The sequence below is a fragment of the Micromonospora arida genome, from assembly GCF_042873195.1.
In the GTDB taxonomy this organism is placed as follows: domain Bacteria; phylum Actinomycetota; class Actinomycetes; order Mycobacteriales; family Micromonosporaceae; genus Micromonospora; species Micromonospora arida.
This window is the reverse complement of record NZ_JBIALC010000001.1, coordinates 313,779-335,978: the sequence shown is the minus strand read 5'-3', so window position 1 is coordinate 335,978 and position 22,200 is coordinate 313,779. Positions and strand designations below refer to the sequence as shown.

Here is a 22,200-nt window from a genome sequence, read left to right as displayed (position 1 = left end):
GTCAGGCGCGGCCGCTCGTGGGTGGCGGGGCTGCCGGCGGGTCGAGGGTGTGTTCGGGGATGGACAGTGCCGCGGCCAGGCCGGGGCGGCCGGTCGGAGTGAGACGGACGGCGCGGCCGGTGCCCGGGCTGATCCAGCCCAGGTCGGTGAAGCGATGGCAGAGTGCCGCGCCGAGCGCTCCGGCCAGGTGTGGGCGGCGTTCGGTCCAGTCCAGGCAGTCGCGGACCACCGGGCGGCGGGCGGCGCGCAGCACCTGCACGGGTACGCCCAACCCGGCCACCCAGGCCCACCCGTCGGGCGTCAGTGCCAACCCGCTGGACCGGTCGAGCCGGCGCTCGGCCAGCAGCGCGTCGTACATCAGCACGCCCAGCCGCCCCGCGAGGTGGTCGTAGCAGGTCCGGGCGTACGCCAGGGAGGCGGTGGCGGTCGTCGCGCGCAGCGACCCGGTCGGGGTGGGCGTGGCCGGGGCCTGCCCGGCCAGGTCCTCGATCAGCTGAGCCACCGACGGCCCGGCCAGTCGCAGGTAACGGTGCCGGCCCTGCCGTTCCTCGACGAGCAGCCCACCGCGGACGAGTCGGGTGAGGTGGTCGCTGGCCGTCGACGGGGCGACACCGGCGCGCCGGGCCAGCTCGCCGGCGGTCCACGCCCGCCCGTCGAGCAGCGCCAGGCACATCCCGGCGCGGGTGCCGTCGGCCAGCAGGGCCGCCAGCTCGGCCATCCCCCGGCCGTCGGTGCCAACGCTCATCGCCCCAGTCTAGGAAGGCCGCACACCTGATCCGCCGTCGAGTCCCTCGGTGGACGAGACACCCAGCAGGACCCGCTCGTCGGTGGGGCGGGCCGACAGCGTTCAGCGGAGCCGGGTCAGCGCGGTCACCGAGCGGTCCGTGCCGTCGTAGCTGCGGGCGGCGTCGAAGTCGCCCGTCGGGCGCTGCCCACCGGCGACGGCACGAGCCGCCCGCAGGTCGGCGTTGCGGAACCGCAGGGCCAGGCTCAGGTGCGGCACCCACGCGTCGGGCGCATGCCACGGGCGATGTCCGTCGGCCTCGGCGAGAACGTCCCAGACGGCGGCGTGCAGCGCGGTCAGCGCCGGAGTGGGTCGGACGAGCCAGACCAGTGGGGCGCTGCCGTCGAGCACGACGACCCGGTCGAGCGTCACCGGCACCGGCAGCGCGGCGTCGAACAGGTCGGCCAGGTGGTGCTCGACCCCCGGCGGGAACTCGTCGACGGCGGCGAGGGTGAGGTGCGGCCGGTTGGTCGGGTGGATGTTGCGGGCCAGGCTGGGCAACCCGGCGGCGGCCAGCCGACCCCAGACCGCCCGGACCGCGACCTCCAGGCCGGGCGAGCAGACAAGTTCCACCGTACGCACGCGCCCACGCTAGCCGGGCGGTCCACGCCACCCCCACGGATCGGAACCGCGCCACACCCTTCAGGCCGGGTGGCGGCGGGGAGCGTCCCCGGCCGACGCCGGGTTGACCTCACCCGCGATCCGGGCGCGGTGGGTCAGGTCGAAGATGGCGACGACGGTGATGGTGGCCGCGCCCAGCAGGCCCACCGCCAGCGGCGGGAGTCGTGCCGCGACCGGGCTGAGGATCAGGCACGCCACCACGGCCGCGAGGCAGTGCCTCGTCAGGCGGCCGAACACCCAGATCTCGAAGATCATCTGCCCGATGAGGAAGGTCAGCGGCCCGACCAGGATCGCCACGACGTTGCCGGCCGACCGCTGCGCGTCGGGCTCCTTCAGCATCAGCTCGCCTCCGATGCCGGTGAGCAGGATGCCCGCCACCATCACCAGGTGGGTGTAGCTCGCCCGCAGGTTGAGCCGGTACGGATCCACCGCGGTCAGAGCCAGCCGTTGTCCCGGGCGGTGCGCACCGCCTCGGCCCGGTCGGCGGCACCGAGCTTCTGCACGGCGGCGGAGAGGTGGTTGCGCACGGTTCCGGTGGACAGGTGCACCCGACGGGCGATCACCGCGACCGGGGCACCCACCTCCACCAGCCGTAGCGTCTCCAGTTCCCGAGGGGTCAGCGGGCACGGGGGCAGGGTCAACGCGTCGGCGGCCAACGAAGGGTCGACGTAGCGACCTCCGGCGTGCACCCGGCGGATCACGTCGGCGAGCGCCGCACCCGGCGATCCCTTGGGCAGGAACCCCCGGGCGCCGGCGGTCAACGCCTGGCGCAGGTGCCCGGGACGACCGTGGCCGGTCAGCACGACCACCGCGCAGTCGGGTCGGACCCGGGCCAGCTCGGCGGCTACCGCGATGCCGTCCAGGCCGGGCATCTCCAGGTCCACCACGGCCACGTCCGGACGGTGCGCCAGCGCCGCGGTGACGGCTGTCTTCCCGTCGGCGGCGTGCGCCACCACCTCGATGTCCGGTTCCAGGCCGAGCAGCGCGGCGACGGCGACCCGGATCAGGTCCTCGTCGTCGGCGAGCAGGACGCGGATCACGACGGCGCCGGCACTGTGGCTTCGAGGGTGAAGATCGCGTCCTCCCGGCGTACCCGCAACTCGCCCCCGGCAGCGGCGAGCCGGTCGGCCAGCCCGCGCAGGCCGTGGCTGTGCGCGTCCGGGCCGCGGTCGTCGGCGCCGTCGTTGGCCACCGTCATCCTGGCCACGTCATCCTCCCGATCGATGCGGATCCGGCACCAGTCGGCCCGGCTGTGCCGCAGCACGTTGGTGCTCGCCTCGCGCAACACCGCCGCCAGCTCGATGGCGGCGGGCTGCGGCAGGTCCGCCGGCAGTGGCAGAACCGTGCACCGCACCCCGCAGGAGCGCAGCACCCCCACCACCGCGGTGAGCTGTTCGTCGAGGTCGACGGCCCGATAGCCGTGCACGGTCTCCCGTACCTCGCTCAGCGCGGAGGCGGCCAACCGTTGCACCTCGGCGGCTTCCCTCCCGGCCCGTTCCGGGTCGACCGGGGCGAGCCGGGCGGCGAGTTCGGCCTTCAACGCGATCACCGTGAGACGGTGCCCCAGGACGTCGTGCACGTCGCGGGCGAAGCGCAGCCGCTCCTCGGCGGCGGCCAGCCGCGCCTGGGCGGCCTGGCCCTGCCGGGCCTCCACGAGCAGGTCCCAGAACCAGACCTGGAACCCGTTGAAGGCGGCAACTGCCGCGCCGATCCCACCGGTCACGGCGAGGTGGCGCGGAACGGAACCGCCGGTCCACCAGGCCACCACGACCGCCACCGCCAGGACGCCGACCGCGACCGCCAGCCCGGCCCGCCACCGCACCAGCAGCGGCGTCATGCCGATCAGCGCCGCACCGAGCCAGGCCCAGGTCGGCCACCTGCCGGCCGCCACCGGACCCACCAGCGGAACGGTCAGCACCGCCACCCCGACCAGGCTCAGCTCGGCCCGACGTCGCCAGCGCGGCTCGAGCCACGGCGTCACGGCCGCGTACAGCACGACGGTCTGGGCGATCACGAAGGCGAGGATGCCGACCGCGCCGAGTGTCACCCGGCCCGGGTCGGGCTCGCGGGTCAGGCCGACCGCCGGTAGCAGGATGCTCGTCCAGACGCCGGTGGCCAGCGACACCAGCGTCGCCCGCCGGGCGCGACGCAGCCGGCGGTCCGCCCGGGTAGTCACCGCCTCGCTCGCCACGCACCGATCCTAGGACCGTCCCCGGCACGGTCCACCCCTGCGAACTGTCACGGTTGGACCGTGCGGTCCGCACGGTTTTCCGGTGACGAACGGGTCTGCCGGTCACACGGGGGGCACCGGCAGGGTCGAGGCATGGAAAACACCCGGATGTACGCGGACAGCCTCACCGCCGTACCGTCGCCCGCGCCCCTGCCCACCGACGAGCCGACCTCCTCGGCCCCGACACCGACCACGGCGGCACCGACCGCCGCGGCACCGGCCAGCAGCAGGCGGAGGTTGCTGTGGCATCTGGGCGAGATGGCCCTGGCGATGGTCGCCGGGATGCTGCTGCTCGCGCCGTTGTGGGAGCTGGCCGGCACCGCTCTGGGCATCGGCGACGCGCTGGCCCGGCCGGAGGTCGCCGTCCTGGTGATGGCCACGAACATGACCGTCGGGATGACGGTGGGGATGCGCTACCGGGCGCACGGCTGGCACGCGGTCGGCGAGATGGCCGCCGCGATGTACGTCCCGTTCCTGCTGCTGCTCGTGCCGTTTCGGGCCGGCCTGATCGACGCCGACGCGCTGATGCTCGGCGGTCACCTGCTGATGATCCCCGCGATGGTGCTGGTGGCTCTCCGGCACCGGCACGAAGCGCCGGCACCGGTACGCCGACACCGGGTCGTGGTGGCGCTCGCCCACCGCTGGCCGACCGGGCTGGCGCTGCTGATGACCGTCGACATGTGGGTCGACCCGAGCGTGCTCAGCCCGTGGACGATGCTGGTGCTGGCCGGCGGCTATCTGGTGATCGGCGTGGTCCGTGGCACGCTGCACGGGCCGGGGGTGCTCGCCACCCAACTGGCCGGCCTGGTCGGCTGGGTTGCCCTGACGCTGGTCGCGGTCGCTGCCGGCGGGCGGACGGCCGAGTGGCTGGTGGCGTTCGGTTGGCTGGCGCATGCCGGCTGGGACCTGGTCCACCACCGCAGCGGCCGGGTGGTGCCGCGCGGCTACGCGGAGTGGTGCGGCGTGCTCGACGCGGCATTCGCGGGAATCATGATCCTGGCAATCCTGACCACCAACGCCTGATCGAAGCCGCCGTCGGGGTCGCGGAACAGCCGCAGCACGGGCTCGGGGACAGCTCTTGTGGCGGTCGGCGCAGCGGCTCCGACGGCGTAATGAAAGGCTTGGCACATGAGTTCCGCACCTGCACAGCACGACGCACCGATTGACGCACCGATCGACGCCACCCCCGACGGCACCGACGAGGTGAGCGCCTTCACCGAGCTCGGGCTCCGCGCCGAGCTGCTGGGCGCGCTCGCCGCCCTCGGGTACGAGGAGCCGACCCCCATCCAGCGCGAGGCTATCCCACCGCTGCTGGAGGGTCGGGACCTGCTGGGTCAGGCGGCCACCGGCACCGGCAAGACGGCTGCGTTCGCGCTGCCGCTGCTGAACCTCATGGCGGCACACCGTCAGGGCGGCGACCCGGTGGCGCTGGTGCTGGTGCCGACCCGGGAGCTGGCGGTACAGGTCTCCGAGGCCTTCCACCGCTACGGCAAGGACCTGGGGGCGCGGGTGCTGCCGATCTACGGTGGGCAGCCGATCGGGCGGCAGTTGCGGGCACTGGACAGCGGTGTCGACGTGGTGGTGGCCACCCCGGGCCGTGCCCTCGATCACATCGCCCGGGGCACCCTGCGCCTCGGTGGGTTGGCCACGGTGGTGCTCGACGAGGCCGACGAGATGCTCGACATGGGCTTCGCCGAGGACATCGAGGCGATCCTGGAGCACGCGCCGACGCAGCGTCAGACGGTGCTCTTCTCGGCCACCATGCCGTCGCGCATCGACGGGATGGCCCGCCAGCACCTGCGCGAACCGGTGCGCATCGAGATCGGCCGGGAGCAGCAGGTCGCGGGTGAGGCGCCCCGGGTGCGGCAGAGCGCGTACATCGTGACCCGGGCGCACAAGCCGGCCGCGCTGGGCCGGGTCTTGGACGTGGAGTCCCCGACCGCGGCGATCGTGTTCTGCCGCAGCCGGGAAGAGGTCGACCGGTTGACCGAGACGATGAACGGTCGGGGCTACCGCTCCGAGGCGCTGCACGGCGGCATGAGCCAGGAGCAGCGCGATCGGGTCATGGGTCGGCTGCGGGCAGGCACCGCCGACCTGCTGGTGGCCACCGACGTGGCGGCCCGTGGGCTGGACGTCGAGCAGCTGACCCACGTGGTCAACTACGACGTGCCGTCCGCCCCCGAGTCGTACGTGCACCGGATCGGTCGGGTGGGTCGGGCTGGCCGCGAGGGCGTGGCGATCACCCTCGCCGAGCCGCGTGAGCACCGGATGCTCAAGACCATCGAGCGGGTGACCGGCCAGCGGATCACCATCGACAAGATCCCCACCGTGGCCGACATGCGCACCCGGCGGCTGGAGCTGACCCAGGCGGCCCTGCGGGAGAGCCTGCTGGAGGACGACCTCGACCCGTTCCGGGTGATCGTGGAGACGCTGACCGACGAGTTCGACCTGATGGAGGTCGCCCTCGCCGCCGTGAAGCTGGCCCACGAGGTGACGTCGCCGGGCTCCGACGACGAGGAGGAGATCCCGCAGGCTCCGGTCCGTGGGCCGCGCGAGGGTCGCCCGGAGGCCGGCGGCCGGGGCGGCGACCGGCGGGGCGGGGGCCGGCCACGCTCCGGCGGCGGCAACACCGTCCAGGTCTTCGTCGGCCTGGGTCGACGCGCCGGGGTGCGCCCGCAGGATCTGGTCGGCGCGATCACCGGGGAGACCGGCATCCGCGGTCGGGACATCGGCTCGATCGAGATCGCCGACCGGTTCTCACTGGTGGAGGTGCCGCAGGGGGTGGCCGATGAGGTCATCTCCGGGTTGCGCTCCAGCACGATCAAGGGCCGCAAGGCCACCGTGCGCCGCGACCGCGGCGGCGACGAGCGCTGAGCACGCCGTCGGCGACCGCCGGAGCACGACGGTCGCCGACGCCACTGCCCGGCGAGGCGGCGGGAGAAACGAGAGCACCCGCCGCCCGCGTCGAAGAGCAGGCGCTGTCCAGCAGCCGTATCTACTGTGCATCGTCGCGTGCTGGCCGACGCGGATCAGAGGGCGTACGGGCCGAAACGGCCCCAGGCCACCACTGCGGCGAGGACGAGCAGCACCGCGCAGGTGACCGCGCCCTGGATCTCGGTGCGACGCCCGTCCGGGGAGGTCTGCTGCTCGCGGGCACGCAGGTGCACCAGGATGCCGCCGATCATGACGATGACCAGCCCGACGGCGGCGAGTGGGGTGAGCACTGTGGCGATGCCGGTGGCGGCGGGCAGCACGAGCCCGGCGGCGGCCAGCAGCTCGACCGCGCCGAGCGACTTGACCTGCGACGGCGGCACCGGGTCCACCCACCGCATGACGTCGCGCAACTTCTCCTTGGGCTGGCTCAGCTTGGCCAGCCCAACGCCGGCGAAGACGGCGGCGAGCAGGATCTGAATGATCCAGAGCACCACGTTCACGGGGGTTCCTCCAGGGGGCCGCCTCGCGGCGGAGAGGTGGTTGACGGTGCAGACGAGACAGTAGACCGTCCCCCGCGTACCGAAAGGGCCCCCGCCGTCGGAAGACGGCGGGGGCCCGCATGGTCGGAGCGTCAGACCGCGAAGAGCGCCGGACCGTCCAGCGTCTTCACGTCGGCCGGACGCAACGCCAGGGCGAGCACGTCGGCCACGTCGGCCAGGGTGTGCACGGTCAGCGCCTCGCGCACCTCGGTCGGCAGGTCGTCCAGGTCGGGCTCGTTGCGCGCCGGGATGATCACCTCGGTGAGGCCGGCCCGGTGCGCGGCGAGCAGCTTCTGCTTCACCCCACCGATCGGCAGCACCCGACCGGAGAGCGTCACCTCGCCGGTCATCCCGAACTCTGGGCGGACCGGGCGACCGGTGACCAGCGACGCCAGGGCCGTGACCATGGTGATGCCGGCGCTCGGACCGTCCTTGGGCACCGCGCCCGCCGGGAAGTGGACGTGGATCCGGCGTCCCGCGAGAGCGTTCGGGTCGATGCCGAACCGCCGCCCGTTGGAGCGCAGGTAGGAGAGCGCGATCTGCGCCGACTCCTTCATCACGTCACCGAGCTGGCCGGTCAGGGTCAGCCCCGGCTCGCCCTCCATGCTGGTCGCCTCGATGAAGAGCACGTCCCCACCGGCACCGGTGACGGCCAGGCCGGTGGCCACGCCGGGCACGGCGGTGCGCTCGGCCGATTCCGGGGTGAACTTCGGCCGACCCAGGTAGCCGGCGAGGTTGTCGGTGCCGACGCGTACCGGCGTCGGGTCCGTCGCCAGCGTCACCGCCACCTTGCGCAGGATCTTGGCCAGGGCACGCTCGAGCTGCCGGACACCGGCCTCCCGGGTGTACTCCCCCGCGATCAGCGCGAGAGCCTCATCGGCGACGCTGACCTCGTCGACGGTCAGCCCGGCCCGCTCCCGCTGCCGGGGCAGCAGGTGGTCGCGGGCGATGGCGACCTTCTCGTCCTCGGTGTACCCGTCCAGGGTGACCAGCTCCATCCGGTCCAGCAGGGGGCCGGGGATGGACTCCACCACGTTGGCGGTGGCCAGGAAGAGCACGTCGGACAGGTCGAGGTCGACCTCCAGGTAGTGATCCCGGAAGGTGTGGTTCTGGGCCGGGTCGAGCACCTCCAGCAGGGCGGCGGCCGGGTCACCGGCGTAGCCGGCGGCCAGCTTGTCCACCTCGTCGAGGAGCACGACCGGGTTCATCGAACCGGCCTCGCGCAGCGCGCGGACGATCCGACCGGGCAGCGCCCCCACGTAGGTGCGTCGGTGCCCGCGGATCTCCGCCTCGTCGCGGACGCCGCCGAGCGACACCCGGACGAAGTTACGCCCGAGCGCCCGCGCCACGGACTCGCCGAGGCTGGTCTTACCCACCCCGGGAGGACCGGCGAGGGCGAGCACCGCGCCGGAGCCGCGTCCGCCGACCACACCGAGGTTGCGCTCGGCACGCCGGTTGCGCACCGCCAGGTACTCCAGGATGCGGTCCTTCACGTCGGACAAGCCGGCGTGGTCGGCGTCGAGCACCGCCCGGGCCGCGGCCAGGTCGGTGTTGTCCTCGGTACGCGTGCCCCACGGCATTTCGAGGACGGTGTCCAGCCAGGTACGGATCCAGCCCGCCTCCGGGGAGGCGTCGCTGGCCCGCTCCAGCTTGCCGACCTCGCGCATGGCCGCCTCGCGCACCTTCTCCGGCAGCTCGGCGGACTCGACGCGGGACCGGTAGTCGGCGGAGCCGTCCGGCTCGTCCTCGCCCAGCTCCTTGCGGATCGCGGCGAGTTGCTGGCGCAGCAGGAACTCGCGCTGGGACTTCTCCAGCCCCTCGCGGACGTCACTGTTGATCTGCTCGGTGACCTCCTGCTCGGCCAGGTAGTCCTTCACCCAGCCGACCAGCAACTCCAGCCGGGCGGTGACGTCCGGCGCGGCCAGCAGTTCGGTCTTCTGCTCCAGGGTCAGCCAGGGCGCGTAGCCGGCCGAGTCGGCCAGCTCGGAGAGGTCGGTCATCCGCTCCACCGCGTCGATGACCTGCCAGGCGCCCCGCTGCTGGAGCACGGATGTCACCAGGGCGCGGTACTCGCGGGCGAGTTCCCGGGCCCGACCGGCGTAGGCGGGTTCGTCGAGTTCGGTCGCCTCGACCCAGAGGGCGGCACCGGGGCCGGGCACGCCGGAGCCGATCCGGGCCCGGGACAGGCCACGAATGACGGCGGCGGGCTCACCCTCGGGCAGCCGGCCGACCTTCTCGATGGTGGCGACCACGCCCACCGGGCCGTACTCGCCGTCGATGCGCGGCACGGCCAGCAGCTTGCGGTCGCCGGTCGCACGCGCCGCGTCGATCGCGGCCTGGGTGGTGGGGTCGAGGGTCACCGGGATGACCATGCCGGGCAGCAGTACGGCGTCGGTCAGCGGAAGTACCGGAAGAGTTGCCATCGAACACCTCGCGTTGAGTTGAGCGTGTCTCACTCAAGTAACAAAGCGTTCCCCTTGTTCCGATCTGTGACCCAGGCCACTCTTCCGGTCGGTCCGTCGAACCGCCCGGGGACCGGCGGGCGACCCGACGAGGCACCTCAGGTGAGCTTGCTCTTCACCGTGTTCACCACCGAGCCGGCCACCCCCGGGTTGGTGCCGTACAGGCGGGGGTCACCAGGGGGCAGCACCGGCTCCGGCGCGTTCGCCCGCGGGTTGTCGTCGTACCGGAACTCGCCCTTGCCGTCCGGCGAGGGCCCGGATGCCCAGCGCCCCTGGGCGGCGTCGGTGCCCGAGGAGAAACCCAGGTAGGTGTAGCCGTACTCCTCGGTGAACTCGCCGGAGTCCGGGAAGGCCTCGGGCACCGGCATCTCCTCCAGCCCGTCCTCCTTGAGCTGCTCGATCGCCGCCAGCCACATGTTCTGGTGCATCGTGTCGCGGGCCAGCAGGAAGCGAAGCATCTGCTTGACGCCCGGGTCGTCGGTCATGTGGAACAACCGGGCGACCTGGAGCCGACCCTGCGCCTCGGCGGTGACGTTGAGCTGGAAATCGGCCAACAGGTTGCCGCTGGCGGTGATGAACGCGCCGTTCCACGGCACCCCGTTGGAGTCGGCGGGCAGGGCGCCACCACCACCGTGGATGAAGTGCGCCGGGTTCTCGCCGGCGTAGGTCGCGGCACCTCCGGGGTCCTCCGCGATCCCCTCGGTCAGCGACAGCGGCGCGTTGTCCAGCAGTCGGGTGATCATCGTGACGATCATCTCGACGTGGCCCATCTCCTCCGTGCCGACGTCGAGCAGCAGGTCCTTGTACTTGCCGGGCAGTCGGCAGTTCCAACCCTGGAAGAGATACTGGTTGGCGACCGTCATCTCGCCCCACTTGCCGCCCAACACCTCCTGCAAACGCAACGCGTTCTGCACCAGGTTGACCAGTACCTGTCGGGTTCGTCCGGCCGGCACCGGGCAGGAGGCCGCCCGCCGGGTGGCCCGCGCCCGCCGACGGCCGACCGGCACCAGCGCGGCGGCCTCCCGTAGGATGCCCGCAAGCGCGACGGCCGGCTCCGGCTGCGGAGCCGGCGTCAGCACGCCGGTGCCTGCGGTCGCGTCGCGCAGGAGGCTCTGCAGGTGGGCGGCCTGGTCGCGGGCCAGCTCACTGAGCGCCCGCCGGTCGTCCCCGGTCAGCTCGCGACGCTCGTCGGCCAGCGCGCGGGTCAGCGACGTCAGGGTGCTGATCGGCGTACGGAACTCGTGGCACAAAACCCGCAGCAGCAACTCCGAATCGGCCGCCGTCGGCCGTCGCTCGTCGGGTGTCGGCTCAATGGGGCGCAACCCTCGCAGCAGGTCCCGCAAACCATGCCGTACGCGCATCCACCCGACTCCTCTCGTTCGGTGCGAACCCGCATGATCGGTACCCGCTGGGGAACGGCGCAGACATGCCGGGAGCCTCCACCTTGCGACTCGTCGTCGTGGACGATCACCCGCTTTTCGTCCGCGGCCTGGAGTTACTGCTCCCGATCACCACCAACGGCCGCGCCGAGGTGGTCGCCTCGACCGGCGACGCCGCCGCGGCGGCGGCCCTGGTCAGCAACCACTGCCCCGACCTGGCCCTTGTCGACCTGCACATGCCGCCGCCCGGCGGCATCCGGGCGGTGGCCGCGATCCGGCGGACCACCCCACGGGTACGGGTGGTCGCGATGTCCGGTGCCGCCGAGCCCGGGCCAGCGGTCGAGGCGCTGCGAGCCGGCGCCGAGGGGTTCCTGCCCAAGACCAGCGAACCGGAGGAGCTGCTGCCCCCACTGCTGGCCATCCTCGACGGCTGGGCGGTGCTGCCGGCCGAACTGCTGCGAGCCGTGCTGCGACCCACGCGCTTCGCGGCCGTCGACCTGGACGGCGAGGAACGGCGGCTGCTGCGGGCGATCGCCGCCGGCCGCAGCACCGTCGACATCGCCGAAGAACTGCACGTCTCCGAACAGACGGTGAAACGGATGACCGCCGCGTTGCTGCGCAAGTTGCGGGTCTCGAACCGGGCCGAGGCGGCTGCCCTCGCCGGTCACAGCGGCATCCTCGGGGAATGAAGCCTCGACACCGAACCGATTCACGGTTTTGCTCGTAACGGAATCGCGACGCGCCGAATGAATGGAAGGCATATTGTTGCGGATTACCGGGGTGATAGGTCAGACTTTGGACACATCCCGCCGCACACAGGGAGTAATCGGCAATGGCGAGAAAAGTAATCACGGTCCTGACCGACGACCTCGACGGTGGGAAGGCCGACCGGACGGTTGAGTTCAGTCTCGACGGCGTGGCCTACACGATCGATGTCTCCGACGAGAATGCCGGCGTCCTGCGCAAGGCGCTCGATCCGTACATCAATGCGGGGCGGCGGATCGGGCGCGGTCCGGTGGAGAGCACCCGTTCGGTCCGGCGACCGGGGCGACCCGCCGGCGCGGGAATGGATCGGGAGCAGAACCGGGCCATCCGGGAATGGGCCGTCAAGAACGGCTACAAGATTTCCGAGCGGGGCCGGATCCCGGTTGAGGTCGTCGAGGCGTACAAGAGCCGCTGACGCGACTCGACGGGGCCCCGCCGGAAACGGCGGGGCCCCGCCGTTTGTCCGGGCACCGGAAACGAAGCGGCGGCCGGCCACCCCGGGTTGTCGCCCCGGGTGGCCGGCCGCCGTTGGTACGTCAGCTCAGTTGACGTCGATGCGCACCGAGTCGAAGGCGGGGGTCTGGTTGGCCCGCTCCATCATCGGCAGGCGGTGCGAGCCGTCACCGGCCCAGACGGAGCACTGGGCGGTACCGGACTGCGGCAGGCCCGGAATCTGGATCGTCACCTCGTCGGGCTGGGCGCCACCGCGGCCGTCCTCGGTCGCGACGAAGAACGCGGGCACCTCCTGCGGCTCCGGCGGAGCGGTCAGGCTGTTCAGCATCCGGCAGGCGGTGTGGAAGTGACCGCGGACCAGGCCCTGGTCGTTGAGGAGCGAGCTCTCCACGTAGTAGCCACCCTGACCGGCGGCCAGGAAGCGGTCCCGGACCAGGTTGCGGGTGCTGACCCGCAGGGTGAAGGGCTGGTTCTGGCCGACCTGGTCGGGGAACTGGGTGATCAGCAGCGACGGGTTGTTGGCCGCCGCGCCGACCTCACCGAACTCGGTGCTCACGCAACGGTTGCCGTTCTGGAAACCGTTGTGCGGCTCGAGCTGGCTCTCGTCGCAGTCGTTGGCGAGCACACCGAGCCCGGCGCCGGGCGCGGTGCCACCACCAGGAGTCGTGGTGGGTGAGGTGCCGCCACCGTTGTTGCCGCCACCAGGGGTCGTGGTGGGTGAGGTACCGCCGCCGTTGTTGCCGCCCGTGCCGCCGGTGGGCTGCACCTGGCACTCGGCGAGCTGCGCGAGGCCCTGCGGCCGAGGTCCGACCCGGTCGATGGCGGTCGTGATCCGGTCCAGCACGGCGCGGCGCTTGCCGGCCAACGGCTGGAGGATCGCGCTGCGGATGAACGCCTCACCCTTGTTGCCCTCGGCGGCGAGGCGGCGGTCCGCCTCGGCGATCTGGGTCTGCAACTGGGCGAGGTTGCGGTCCACCTCGGCCCGCGCCCGGTTCGGCACCTGCGGCAGTTTGGCCGCCACGTCCGGACAGGCGATGGCCGTACCGGTGCCCACCGTGCCGTCCTTGCCGTCCTCGCACTCGGGGACCGACTGCTGTCCGTCACCCCAGTGATTACGCACCCACCGACCGTTCTGCCAGGTCCGGGTGGTCGAGCCGCCGCCGGTCGGCGCGGTCGCGCCCGGGCTCGGCTCCACGCACTGCCCGGAAGCCGGACGTGGCTTATTTGTCCGCCGGTCCTGGGCCGACGAAATCTGAGTCACGGCGACAACTCCGCCGAAGACCGCGAGCGTGCCGACAACTGCCAGCAGACGCTTGCTCCGCGCGTTGCCGGAAGGCCGGCGCGCCCGAGTGGACCTGCGCATCGAATTGCTCTCCTTCTCGATCCGGTAGTGGATTTCTGCCCTCGGCGGACCGACGGATGTGAGGTGGCACGCCGCGGTGGTGACCCACCGTGGCCTACCCGGTAATGCGTCGATGGCCGACGATGCCCTTTCCGCACCGTCTCCCGCGCCCGGTGGACGCGGATGGGGAGATCCTGTTCATTCGCGCAGGAGTACGGGGCGGCGGCCGGGAAGGTTCAACAGACGCACAGGAAATTGCCGCGACCCGACACGGAGCCGGTGCGGAGCAGGGATCAGCAGGTGAAACGGCGCTGGTCAGTCGGCGCAGAGGTGGTCGAAGGCGAAACCGCCGACCAGTTCGTGGCGGCGCTGGCTCAGCGCGGCGATCCGGGCGGTCCACTCGCCGCGCGGCAGCAGGTCGGCCACGGCGTTCTCCCGTAGGCGTTCCCCCACCGCGACGGCGGCGAGATCCTCGGCCAGCCGGGCCGCGTCGATGCCACAGGAGAAACGGTGTTCGGTCACCGAGACCTGCTCGACGAGGCACCCGTCGGGGCGTACCTGCACCCAGCTCCACCCCTGTGCCGGCCCGTCCACCCAGCGGACGTGCAGCCCTCGCACGATCGGGTCGGCCACCTGCCCGGCCACGTACGCCTCGACCGCCGCCGCGCGGGTCAGCGCGCCGAGGTCGTTGACCGGCCCGGTACGCCCGTCCGGCAGCCGGCCCAGGATGTCCCGGAAGCCCACCGGCGCCGGTTCGGTCCCGGCGGCGGTGGCCCCGCCCGCGGCGTAGGCGCGCGCGTCGATCACGTACTCGACCAGGCGGCGGCCATGCTCGGCGGCGCTCAACGTGGGCGTACCGATCCGCAGAACGGGCAGGCCGACGGCCGCGCTCACCGCGTCCGTGAGCCGCTCCACGCGCTGCTCCGCCGAGCCGGGAGACGGCACCGGGCCGATCTGCACGGCGACGACCGGACGGCCGGTGTCGGCGGCGTAGACCACGAAGTCGAAGCTGGCGCGGCTCGCCGAGGTCCACTGGCTGCCAGTGACACCGGGTGGGCGACCCTGGACCAGATCAGTGAGCCGGCGTGCCGCCAGGACCCGGTGGCCGGCGCGGCTGAGCAGCGCGTCGCGTCCCGCCTCGGCGGGCATCGCCCGCAGCCAACCGGGGTCGTCGCTCCCGATGCTCGTCATCTGCCTGATCCATCCGCCGGTCGGTCGAGCCGGGCCGAGTCTAGGTGGTCGATCATGGGCCACCGACTTACGATGTGACGCGGATCACAGCAGCGCCGACGTTCCAGGAATGGCCGCCGGGTGTATCCAGCGACCGCCGGTACCGGACCGGCCCGGAGGTGACCATGTCGCGACAGCAGTTCGGCTTCCTCGCCGGGTTCCTCGCCGTGGCGGTCTGGGCGCTCGCCGGCGCCGGCGTGGCCGCCCTGGCCGTGCTCGCCGGCCTGCTCGGCTGGCTGGTCGTCCGGGTGCTCGACGGCGACCTCGCGGTGACCGGTCTCGGCGACCGCCGCGCCGACGCTCGGCGGCGCCGGTGACCACCCGCCCGTCCGCGGGGACGAACCCCGGCACCGGTCTGGCTGCCGGGACGACCGGTCCGGAGCGCCGCCCGGGCGACACCGCGGACGTCGCGCGGATCGCGGTGCAGGCGGCCAGCCTCGTGCCGGGCGTGTCCGTCGTCCGCCCGGCGGCGGTCCGCCTGGATGACCAATCCGTCGGACTCGACCTGCACCTGATCACCTGGTACGGGCACAGCGTGCCGACGATCGCCGAGACGGTTCGGGCGGTGGTCACCGACCAGGTTGCCGCCCAGACCGGGCTCAGCGTGGCGGTGGTGACCGTCACCGTGGACGACCTGCTCGTCCCCGGCGTCGACTCCTCCGGCGTCGGCACCGCCACACCGGAGGACGGCTGAGATGCGTACGGCCAACCGGGTCGCCTCGTTGCTGCTGGCCACCGCCCTGCTTCTCGGTGGCGCCGCGGCGGCCGTCCAGGCGTTGCTGCTCACCCTGCACCGACCGACACCGTTCGACACCAGCGGCTGGCTCGACGCGCTGAGCGGCACCCGGTGGCGCGACCCCACCGTCCGGGCCGTGGCCGGCGGGGCTCTCCTGCTGGGCCTGGCCATCCTCGTCGCCCAGCTGCGCCGCTGGACGCCGGTCCGCCTGCGCGCCGACGAGCTCGACGGCTGGTACCTGCACCGGCGCTGTGTGGAACGGCGGCTCGCCGACGCCGCCAGCGCGGTGCCGGGCGTCCGCCGCGCCCGGGTCCGGGTCCGACGGCGCGGCGGCCAGTGGCGCCCCCGGGTCCGCGCGACCGGCGACCCGGCGGCCCGGGCGGAGATCGAGTTCGCCGTGCACCAGGAGTTGCGCCACCTCACCGCACCCCGCCCCGCCCGGATCGACGTCCGGCTGCTGCCTCGGCGACGGCCGGCGTGAGCAACGCCGGGCACCGACTGCTGTGGACCGTCATCGCGCTGCTGCTGGTCGCGGGCGGCGCCGGGGCGCTGACTGCCAGCCTCGGTACGTTGCCCGGCGCTGACCCGGCGGCGGTGCTGCTCAGCGCCGAACTGGTCGACCGGTGGCGGAGGGCCGCGCCGTGGAGCACCCTGGCCGCGGCCGTCGCCGGAGCGCTGTTCGCGCTGGCCGGGCAACGCCTGCTGGCCCGGGAGCTGCGGGGCCCGGACGGCACGCTGCGCGGCACCCTGAGCCACCCCGGACGCCGGCCGGGCCGGACCCGGCTGGCCACCGACGTTCTCGCCGACGCGCTGGCCCGCGACCTGACCGGCAACCCCGGGGTACGCCGGGCCCGGGTGGTGCTCACCGGCGCGCCACCGCACCCCGACGTGTGGATCCGGGTGGACCTCACCGCCGACGCGCCGACCGCCGGCGTACGCGAGCACGTACGCGCCGCGGTCCGCCGATTCGCGGCGACGACCGACTGCCAGCCCGCGCACCTCGACGTGACCGCCCGCATCGAGGCGAGCCACCCCTGACCCGACGCCGACCCGAGAGGCATGATCGGTGTCGGCGGCGAACAGGAGGTACGCGGGTGCGGGTGGTGTCGCTGGTGCCGTCCCTGACCGAGGCGGTGGCGCTGACCCTGCCGGGAGCGCTGGTCGGAGCCACCGACTGGTGCAGCCACCCGGCCGGGCTCGACGTGGCCCGGGTCGGCGGCAGCAAGTACCCCGACCTGGACCGGGTGCGCGCACTGCGTCCGGACGTGGTGCTGCTGAACGTTGAGGAGAACCGCCGGGCCGACGCGGAGGCGTTACAGGCGGCCGGCGTACCGGTGCGGGTCACCTATCCGCGGACCGTTCCCGGCGCGTTGGCCGAGCTGGGCGACCTGCTGACCGAACTGGGTGCGCCGACGGAGCCGGCCTGGCTGCGGGCCGCCCGGCGGGCGTGGGCCACACCACCCCGGCTGACGACGACCCGTCGCGCGGTGGTGCCGGTCTGGCGTCGGCCGTGGGTGGTGCTCGGCGGCGACACGTTCGCCGGTGACGTGCTGCGCCGCCTCGGCGTGGTCAACGCCTACGACGAGCACCCCGAACGCTATCCCCGCCCGACCCTGGCCGAACTACGCGAACGAGAGCCCGACCTGGTGGTGCTGCCCGACGAGCCGTACCGGTTCACCGCCGACGACGGGCCGGAGGCGTTTCCCGGCGTACCGTGCGCCCTGCTCTCCGGGCGGCACCTCACCTGGTACGGCCCGTCCCTGGCCGAGGCGCCCGCGTTGCTCGCCGACCAGCTGTCCCGGCCGGTGCTGGTCGGCTGACCCCGGCCAGCGGCCCGGCGGCTCAACCAGCGGCCCGGCGGCTCAGCCGTCGGTTCGGCGGCGGGCGGCCAGGGTGCTGGCGCCGATGGAGACCGTGAGGGTCAGCAGCACCACGGCCAGGGTCAACCAGACCGGCAGCTTGCCCACCGGCGTCTCGGCGAGAATCAGCTTCAGCCCGGCGAAGGCCAGTAGCAGCGCCAACCCGTACCGCAGGTAGCCGAAGTGGCGCAGCAGGCCAGCGAGGCAGAAGTAGAGGCTGCGCAGCCCCAGGACGGCGAACGCGGTGGCCGTCCAGACCAGGAAGGTGTTCGTGGTGATGGCAAGGATCGCCGCCACCGAGTCGATGGCGAAGACCACGTCGGTGGCCTCGATGGCGACGAGCGCGACCAGCAGCAACGTCGCCACCCGACGGCCGGCCACCCGGGCGGTGAACCGGTCGCCGTGGTAGCGGGCGTCGGTGGGCACCAGCCGCCGGAACAGCCGGACCACGACGTTGCGTTCCGGGTCGACGTCCGGCTTTCCGCGTACGGCCAGCCGCCAGCCGGTCCAGATCAGGAACGCGCCCAGCACGAACCCGGCCCAGGCGAGCCGGTCCAGCAACTCGGCACCGGCGAAGATGAACAGCAGCCGGAAGACGAGTGCCCCCACGACACCCCAGAACAGCACCTTGTGCTGATAGCCCGGCGGCACCTGGAAGTAGCCGAAGAGCAGTGCGAAGACGAACACGTTGTCCACCGAGAGCGCCTTCTCCAGCAGGTAGCCGGAGAAGTACGCGATGGCCGGGTCACCGCCGAGGCCCCACCAGACGACCAACCCGAACAGCAGACCGGCGCCGATCCAGACGGCGCTCCACAGCAGCGCCTCGCGGAGCTCGATGACGTGGTTGTCCCGGTGCAGGAGCACATCCACGGCGAGCAGCACCGCGATCACCGCGCCGACCGCCGCCCAGGCCCACAGCGGGACCGCGACCGTCGCCTCAGCCACCGACGCCCTCCGCATCGATCACCGCGCACCGCCCGTCAACCAGGCCGGCCGGCCTTTTCCGAGCCTAGGTGAACGCCCGACCCGGCATCGGACGGTCGACCGAAGTCGGGTCGGGCACCACTACGACGATCGGGCGGTCCCCAGGGCGACGGCTGAGGCTCTGGGCGGGCGCCGCCAGTGCTCAGGCGACCGGCATCACCTGGCGGGGGTCGGAGATCGTGTCGTCGGCGTCGTAGGTGATCGCGTTGGTCACTCGCACGACCCCACTGACCTGCCCCGCGAGTCGACCGGCGAGGTCGACGGCGGAGCGGCGGTCCAGCCGACCGGCCAGAGTCACGTCACCGTGGCGGACCTCGACCGTGACCAGTCCATCCCGCACGGCGAGCACCCGGCGAAGCACCTCCTGGACCACGTCCTCCCGAATCTCGGCGTCCGAGCGCAGGTGCACCCGCAGCAGGTCGGCACGACTGACGATCCCGACGAGCCGGCCCAGGTCGTCCAGCACGGGCAGCCGCTTGACCTGCTCGCGGTCCATCAGCCGGGCAGCGGCGGACAGCATCGCCTCCGGATCGGTGGTGACCGCCGGCGCGGTCATCAGGTCGCCGGCCAGCAGGGCGGCACTCTTGCCACGGGCACCGCGCCGACGGCGGCTCTCGAAGACCCGTCGCAGCGCCGGATCACCGGCGCGCTCGACGCGGTGCAGCAGATCAGCCTCGGACACCACCCCCAGCACCCGGTGGAAATCGTCGATCACCGGCACCGCGCTGACACCGCGGCGCAACAGCACATCGACGATCTCCCGGTACGGGGTCTCGGCCACCACGGTCTCGACCTCCCGGGTCATCACGTCACCCACCTGCCAGGTCCTCATCACGGCCTCCCTCTCCTGGTCCATCTCGGACGCTACGACCGAGCGCCGACGGTCGTCAGGGCCGCCGGACCGGACCGGAGGGGGTCGAACGTCCCGAGCAGGTGCGGTCTGTCGGCCCTGCCGCCGAGAAGGCCGTGGGAGTCCACTGGAGATGCCACCGGGAAGCGCGGTGCGAAGCTGAGAAGGGACGTGGAGACCATGGTCGCGACGACCGAGCGGGTCACCGCCGATAACACCGCTCCGAAGGCCGGCACCGCTCACGAACGGACCGTCCGGTACATCCTGGCCGGCACCCGGCTGGCGCTCGGCTGGATCTTCCTCTGGGCCTTCATCGACAAGATGTTCGGCTTCGGGATGGCCACCGAGTCGAAGAACGCCTGGATCAACGGGGGCAGCCCCACCAAGGGATTCCTGACCTTCGGCGTGAGCGGCCCGTTCAAGGACCTCTACGCCGGGATCGCCGGTGCCGCCTGGGCGGACTGGCTCTTCATGATCGGCCTGGCCGGGATCGGTGTCGCGCTGATGCTCGGCATCGGTATGCGGGTCGCCGCCGTGGCCGGTGGGCTGCTGCTGGTCATGATGTGGACCGCCGTCCTGCCTCCGGAGAACAACCCCTTCATGGACGACCACCTGATCTACGCGGCGGTGCTGGCGGTCCTGGCGCTGGTCAACGCCGGCGACACCTGGGGTCTCGGCCGGGTGTGGGCGAGGCTGCCGATCGTCCGGCGGATGCCCTGGCTGCGGTGAACACGGCACACCCCCGCGGCGGACGTCACCAGCACTGGTGACGCCCGCCGCGTCGTCGTTTCACCGCCCGGGCCCGCAGCGCCACCGGGACCGTCGGTGCACGACCGGCGGACGGGCCGCGGAGCAGGTTGCGGGTCCGCCGCACATCGGTGAGGGGTGATCCGGCAGGATCGACGGTGACCGGACACATCACCCAACACGGCAGGAGATCCCCGCATGACCCAGGCAGCAGGCGCCCAGTCGGGCAAGCCCGAGGTTGGTCCGATCGAGGGTGCACCGCCGGCCGACCTCGTGATCGAGGACATCACCGTGGGCGACGGCCCGCAGGCCGAGCCGGGCCAGTTGGTCAGCGTGCACTACGTCGGCGTGTCGCACTCCACGGGCGGCGAGTTCGACTCGTCGTGGAACCGGGGCGAGGCGTTCGACTTTCCGCTCGGCGGCGGCCAGGTCATCGCCGGCTGGGACCAGGGCGTCGTCGGCATGCGCGTCGGCGGTCGCCGCCGCCTGATCATCCCGCCGCACCTGGGGTACGGCGACCGGGGCGCCGCCGGCGTCATCAAGCCGGGCGAGACCCTGGTCTTCGTCGTCGACCTGCTCGGCGTGAGCTGACCGATTGTCGGGGTCGCCGGCCCACGCCGGCGGCCCCACGTCCGGGTGCGAGGGTGGGAACCCACCTCGTCGTCGGGGTCAGGCGGCCAGTTGCAGGTCCGTGGTCGCGACGACCGGGCGACGCGCGGCCTCGATCGGCGAGGTCAGCTCCAGAATCGGCATCACGCGGTGCAGCCCGCTGACGCGCAGCACCCGCGCCACCACCGGGCTCGGGTCGACCAGGACCAACTCGCCACCACAGGCCCGCACGCGCAGATGCGCTGCGAGCAGCGTGCGAACTCCAGCGGCGGAGAGCAGCCGCAGCCCGGACAACTCCAGTTGAAGCACCGGGCGGGCCGGCGCGGACCACAGCGCGGACCGGAACGCGGCCACCGTGGCGATGTCGACCTCGCCGGCCACCCGCACGAGGACCATCTGGTCACCGACGCTGACCTGCACGTCCAGCCGGTCGCTGTGCTCTTCCATGCCCAGAAATCTAGCCGCCACCACCGACACTTTCGCCCCTCCACGGAGTGATTCCGGGTACGCCCAGGGGCATACCCCGAGGCGCCCCACCTCCCTCTCGGGGTGGAGTCAGGGGTCCACCCGGCACGCCGCGCGGGCTCGGAACGCGGGGGTCTGCCGGCATTCGGGTGGAGAATAGGTCGATGCTGATCCCCCGGCCCCGGCCGCCCCGGCTGATCCGCCCCGTCCGCGAGCCGGCGACCAGCCCTCCGCCGCTGGCCGGGCCATGGGCACCCACCGACCACCGGCTCGACGAGGCCGAGTTGCTACCCCTCCCCACGGGTGCCGTCGGCCCCGAGGACGTGCTGGTCGACCGCTCCGGGCGGGTGATCAGTGGCGACGAGGACGGCCGGCTCTGGTGGTGGCCGGTCGACGCGCTGGCCGGCACCCCACCCCAACTGCTGGCCGAGACCGGGGGCCGTCCGCTCGGCATCGAGCTGGACCCGTCCGGCGAGGCCCTGGTGGTCTGCGACGCGTACCGCGGATTGCTGCGGGTCACCCCCGACGGCGCGGTACGCGAACTGACCGGAACGGCACCCCCGGTCCACCTGGCCAACAACGCGACGGTGGGCCGTGACGGCACCATCTACTTCACCGACAGCTCCGACCGGTTTCCGGTCTCGCACTGGAAGCAGGACCTGCTGGAGCACCGTCCCAACGGTCGGGTGCTGGCTCACCATCCGGGCAGCGGCCGCACCGAGGTGGTGACCGACGGGCTGTACTTCCCCAACGGAATCGCGCTGACCCCGGACGAGTCGGCGCTGATGCTGGTGGAGACCAGCACCCACCGCCTGCTCCGGGTCGAGCTCAGCGGCGGGGTGCGGGTCCTCGCCGACCTGCCCGCGTACCCGGACAATCTCGCCTCGGTGGGCGACGGGACGTACTGGATCGCGCTGCCCAGCCCCCGGGTGCCGATCGCCGAACGGCTGCTGCCCCATCCGCGGCTGCGCCAGATCGCCGCCCTGCTGCCCGACGCGATGCAGCCGCAGCCACGCCGCTACGGGCTGGTCGCGCTGGTCGACGACGCGGGAACGGTCCGCCGGACGCTGCACGGTCCGAACGGGCACTACTCGATGATCACCGGGGTACGCCAGCACGGCAACCACCTCTGGCTGGGCAGCCTCACCGGGTCCGGGATAGCCCGCGTACCCCTGGGGTGACGGCCACGTGCGGCGACAGGGCCGGTCGCC

Annotated in this window: 25 protein-coding genes; 12 read left to right on the top strand and 13 right to left on the bottom strand. The window is 72.8% G+C overall.

Features of this window, described 5'->3' with window-relative positions; genetic code table 11:
• Position 1: 1 nt before the first annotated feature.
• From ACFYP0_RS01680 to ACFYP0_RS01660, 5 genes are all read right to left on the bottom strand, one after another.
• Positions 2-745: an ArsR/SmtB family transcription factor gene (locus tag ACFYP0_RS01680; RefSeq protein WP_124854474.1), complete on the bottom strand. Its 744-nt coding sequence runs from the start codon at positions 743-745 to the stop codon at positions 2-4.
• A 102-nt stretch (positions 746-847) separates the two neighbouring features.
• Positions 848-1,366, bottom strand: a complete 519-nt coding sequence (locus ACFYP0_RS01675; RefSeq protein ID WP_124854475.1) for a 2'-5' RNA ligase family protein — start codon at positions 1,364-1,366, stop codon at positions 848-850.
• Positions 1,367-1,426: 60 nt separating this feature from the next.
• Positions 1,427-1,834 carry a low temperature requirement protein A gene (locus ACFYP0_RS01670; RefSeq protein WP_386993948.1) on the bottom strand — a complete coding sequence of 136 codons (408 nt, stop codon included), beginning with the start codon at positions 1,832-1,834 and terminating at the stop codon, positions 1,427-1,429.
• 5 nt (positions 1,835-1,839) lie between these two features.
• Complete coding sequence (locus tag ACFYP0_RS01665; protein ID WP_386993947.1) at positions 1,840-2,445, bottom strand: response regulator transcription factor; 606 nt, start codon at positions 2,443-2,445, stop codon at positions 1,840-1,842.
• Complete coding sequence (locus tag ACFYP0_RS01660) at positions 2,442-3,596, bottom strand: sensor histidine kinase (protein WP_124854478.1); 1,155 nt, start codon at positions 3,594-3,596, stop codon at positions 2,442-2,444. Before ACFYP0_RS01660 ends, ACFYP0_RS01665 begins: the two co-directional genes overlap by 4 nt.
• A gap of 132 nt (positions 3,597-3,728) precedes the next feature.
• Between ACFYP0_RS01660 and ACFYP0_RS01655 the strand changes: the two genes are divergently transcribed.
• Both ACFYP0_RS01655 and ACFYP0_RS01650 read left to right on the top strand, forming a co-directional pair.
• A complete protein-coding gene (locus tag ACFYP0_RS01655) occupies positions 3,729-4,658 on the top strand; it encodes a hypothetical protein (protein WP_208740919.1) in 930 nt (309 codons plus the stop codon).
• 105 nt (positions 4,659-4,763) lie between these two features.
• The gene (locus ACFYP0_RS01650; protein ID WP_244218831.1) at positions 4,764-6,509 is read left to right on the top strand and encodes a DEAD/DEAH box helicase; all 1,746 of its coding nucleotides are present in this window, start codon (positions 4,764-4,766) and stop codon (positions 6,507-6,509) included.
• Positions 6,510-6,664: 155 nt separating this feature from the next.
• Here the strand turns inward: ACFYP0_RS01650 and ACFYP0_RS01645 are convergent, their stop codons facing one another.
• From ACFYP0_RS01645 to ACFYP0_RS01635, 3 genes are all read right to left on the bottom strand, one after another.
• On the bottom strand, positions 6,665-7,069 hold the full coding sequence (locus ACFYP0_RS01645) for a DoxX family protein (RefSeq protein ID WP_124854479.1): 405 nt from the start codon (positions 7,067-7,069) through the stop codon (positions 6,665-6,667).
• A gap of 131 nt (positions 7,070-7,200) precedes the next feature.
• The gene (lon, locus tag ACFYP0_RS01640) at positions 7,201-9,531 is read right to left on the bottom strand and encodes an endopeptidase La (RefSeq protein ID WP_124854480.1); all 2,331 of its coding nucleotides are present in this window, start codon (positions 9,529-9,531) and stop codon (positions 7,201-7,203) included.
• A gap of 137 nt (positions 9,532-9,668) precedes the next feature.
• Positions 9,669-10,931, bottom strand: coding sequence for a manganese catalase family protein (locus tag ACFYP0_RS01635; protein ID WP_386993942.1), 1,263 nt, complete (start codon positions 10,929-10,931; stop codon positions 9,669-9,671).
• Positions 10,932-11,014: 83 nt separating this feature from the next.
• Between ACFYP0_RS01635 and ACFYP0_RS01630 the strand changes: the two genes are divergently transcribed.
• Complete coding sequence (locus ACFYP0_RS01630) at positions 11,015-11,638, top strand: response regulator (protein ID WP_386993940.1); 624 nt, start codon at positions 11,015-11,017, stop codon at positions 11,636-11,638.
• 143 nt (positions 11,639-11,781) lie between these two features.
• Positions 11,782-12,129 carry a histone-like nucleoid-structuring protein Lsr2 gene (locus tag ACFYP0_RS01625; RefSeq protein WP_091397759.1) on the top strand — a complete coding sequence of 116 codons (348 nt, stop codon included), beginning with the start codon at positions 11,782-11,784 and terminating at the stop codon, positions 12,127-12,129.
• Positions 12,130-12,255: 126 nt separating this feature from the next.
• Here the strand turns inward: ACFYP0_RS01625 and ACFYP0_RS01620 are convergent, their stop codons facing one another.
• Entirely contained in the window at positions 12,256-13,530 is a 1,275-nt protein-coding gene (locus ACFYP0_RS01620) for a hypothetical protein (protein ID WP_356976464.1), read from the bottom strand.
• 294 nt (positions 13,531-13,824) lie between these two features.
• Positions 13,825-14,700, bottom strand: a complete 876-nt coding sequence (locus ACFYP0_RS01615; RefSeq protein ID WP_356976466.1) for a hypothetical protein — start codon at positions 14,698-14,700, stop codon at positions 13,825-13,827.
• A 164-nt stretch (positions 14,701-14,864) separates the two neighbouring features.
• Here ACFYP0_RS01615 and ACFYP0_RS01610 point away from each other — a divergent pair, with 164 nt between their 5' ends.
• From ACFYP0_RS01610 to ACFYP0_RS01590, 5 genes are read left to right on the top strand one after another with little or no spacing between them, the layout of a single operon-like run.
• A complete protein-coding gene (locus tag ACFYP0_RS01610; RefSeq protein WP_158629558.1) occupies positions 14,865-15,056 on the top strand; it encodes a hypothetical protein in 192 nt (63 codons plus the stop codon).
• Positions 15,053-15,433, top strand: a complete 381-nt coding sequence (locus ACFYP0_RS01605; RefSeq protein WP_158629559.1) for an Asp23/Gls24 family envelope stress response protein — start codon at positions 15,053-15,055, stop codon at positions 15,431-15,433. The genes ACFYP0_RS01610 and ACFYP0_RS01605 overlap by 4 nt, the downstream gene beginning before the upstream one ends.
• Position 15,434: 1 nt before the next feature.
• Positions 15,435-15,956: a DUF6286 domain-containing protein gene (locus ACFYP0_RS01600; RefSeq protein WP_356976469.1), complete on the top strand. Its 522-nt coding sequence runs from the start codon at positions 15,435-15,437 to the stop codon at positions 15,954-15,956.
• A complete protein-coding gene (locus tag ACFYP0_RS01595) occupies positions 15,953-16,513 on the top strand; it encodes a hypothetical protein (RefSeq protein ID WP_124854488.1) in 561 nt (186 codons plus the stop codon). Before ACFYP0_RS01600 ends, ACFYP0_RS01595 begins: the two co-directional genes overlap by 4 nt.
• A gap of 56 nt (positions 16,514-16,569) precedes the next feature.
• Entirely contained in the window at positions 16,570-17,295 is a 726-nt protein-coding gene (locus ACFYP0_RS01590) for a helical backbone metal receptor (protein ID WP_356976471.1), read from the top strand.
• Positions 17,296-17,337: 42 nt separating this feature from the next.
• On the opposite strand, the gene ACFYP0_RS01585 is transcribed toward ACFYP0_RS01590, so the two are convergent.
• Both ACFYP0_RS01585 and ACFYP0_RS01580 read right to left on the bottom strand, forming a co-directional pair.
• Positions 17,338-18,279 carry a TerC/Alx family metal homeostasis membrane protein gene (locus ACFYP0_RS01585; protein ID WP_225855294.1) on the bottom strand — a complete coding sequence of 314 codons (942 nt, stop codon included), beginning with the start codon at positions 18,277-18,279 and terminating at the stop codon, positions 17,338-17,340.
• A gap of 181 nt (positions 18,280-18,460) precedes the next feature.
• Positions 18,461-19,150 carry a CBS domain-containing protein gene (locus ACFYP0_RS01580; protein ID WP_355496286.1) on the bottom strand — a complete coding sequence of 230 codons (690 nt, stop codon included), beginning with the start codon at positions 19,148-19,150 and terminating at the stop codon, positions 18,461-18,463.
• A 189-nt stretch (positions 19,151-19,339) separates the two neighbouring features.
• On the opposite strand from ACFYP0_RS01580, the gene ACFYP0_RS01575 reads away from it, so the two are divergent.
• Positions 19,340-19,897: a hypothetical protein gene (locus ACFYP0_RS01575; RefSeq protein ID WP_356976474.1), complete on the top strand. Its 558-nt coding sequence runs from the start codon at positions 19,340-19,342 to the stop codon at positions 19,895-19,897.
• A 216-nt stretch (positions 19,898-20,113) separates the two neighbouring features.
• Entirely contained in the window at positions 20,114-20,506 is a 393-nt protein-coding gene (locus tag ACFYP0_RS01570; protein ID WP_124854493.1) for an FKBP-type peptidyl-prolyl cis-trans isomerase, read from the top strand.
• 78 nt (positions 20,507-20,584) lie between these two features.
• On the opposite strand, the gene ACFYP0_RS01565 is transcribed toward ACFYP0_RS01570, so the two are convergent.
• Positions 20,585-20,971, bottom strand: coding sequence for an STAS domain-containing protein (locus tag ACFYP0_RS01565; protein WP_124854494.1), 387 nt, complete (start codon positions 20,969-20,971; stop codon positions 20,585-20,587).
• Positions 20,972-21,153: 182 nt separating this feature from the next.
• On the opposite strand from ACFYP0_RS01565, the gene ACFYP0_RS01560 reads away from it, so the two are divergent.
• Positions 21,154-22,170: an SMP-30/gluconolactonase/LRE family protein gene (locus ACFYP0_RS01560; protein ID WP_356976477.1), complete on the top strand. Its 1,017-nt coding sequence runs from the start codon at positions 21,154-21,156 to the stop codon at positions 22,168-22,170.
• Positions 22,171-22,200 lie beyond the last annotated feature (30 nt).

Bases quoted from the DNA above. Each gene is read 5' to 3' on its own strand.
- ACFYP0_RS01610 (WP_158629558.1), top strand. From the start codon at position 14,865: ATGTCGCGACAGCAGTTCGGCTTCCTCGCCGGGTTCCTCGCCGTGGCG.
- ACFYP0_RS01565 (WP_124854494.1), bottom strand. From the start codon at position 20,971: ATGGAAGAGCACAGCGACCGGCTGGACGTGCAGGTCAGCGTCGGTGAC.
- ACFYP0_RS01635 (WP_386993942.1), bottom strand. From the start codon at position 10,931: ATGCGCGTACGGCATGGTTTGCGGGACCTGCTGCGAGGGTTGCGCCCC.
- ACFYP0_RS01560 (WP_356976477.1), top strand. From the start codon at position 21,154: ATGCTGATCCCCCGGCCCCGGCCGCCCCGGCTGATCCGCCCCGTCCGC.
- lon (WP_124854480.1), bottom strand. From the start codon at position 9,531: ATGGCAACTCTTCCGGTACTTCCGCTGACCGACGCCGTACTGCTGCCC.
- ACFYP0_RS01655 (WP_208740919.1), top strand. From the start codon at position 3,729: ATGGAAAACACCCGGATGTACGCGGACAGCCTCACCGCCGTACCGTCG.
- ACFYP0_RS01580 (WP_355496286.1), bottom strand. From the start codon at position 19,150: ATGAGGACCTGGCAGGTGGGTGACGTGATGACCCGGGAGGTCGAGACC.
- ACFYP0_RS01620 (WP_356976464.1), bottom strand. From the start codon at position 13,530: ATGCGCAGGTCCACTCGGGCGCGCCGGCCTTCCGGCAACGCGCGGAGC.
- ACFYP0_RS01615 (WP_356976466.1), bottom strand. From the start codon at position 14,700: ATGACGAGCATCGGGAGCGACGACCCCGGTTGGCTGCGGGCGATGCCC.
- ACFYP0_RS01650 (WP_244218831.1), top strand. From the start codon at position 4,764: ATGAGTTCCGCACCTGCACAGCACGACGCACCGATTGACGCACCGATC.
- ACFYP0_RS01680 (WP_124854474.1), bottom strand. From the start codon at position 745: ATGAGCGTTGGCACCGACGGCCGGGGGATGGCCGAGCTGGCGGCCCTG.
- ACFYP0_RS01600 (WP_356976469.1), top strand. From the start codon at position 15,435: ATGCGTACGGCCAACCGGGTCGCCTCGTTGCTGCTGGCCACCGCCCTG.
- ACFYP0_RS01625 (WP_091397759.1), top strand. From the start codon at position 11,782: ATGGCGAGAAAAGTAATCACGGTCCTGACCGACGACCTCGACGGTGGG.
- ACFYP0_RS01570 (WP_124854493.1), top strand. From the start codon at position 20,114: ATGACCCAGGCAGCAGGCGCCCAGTCGGGCAAGCCCGAGGTTGGTCCG.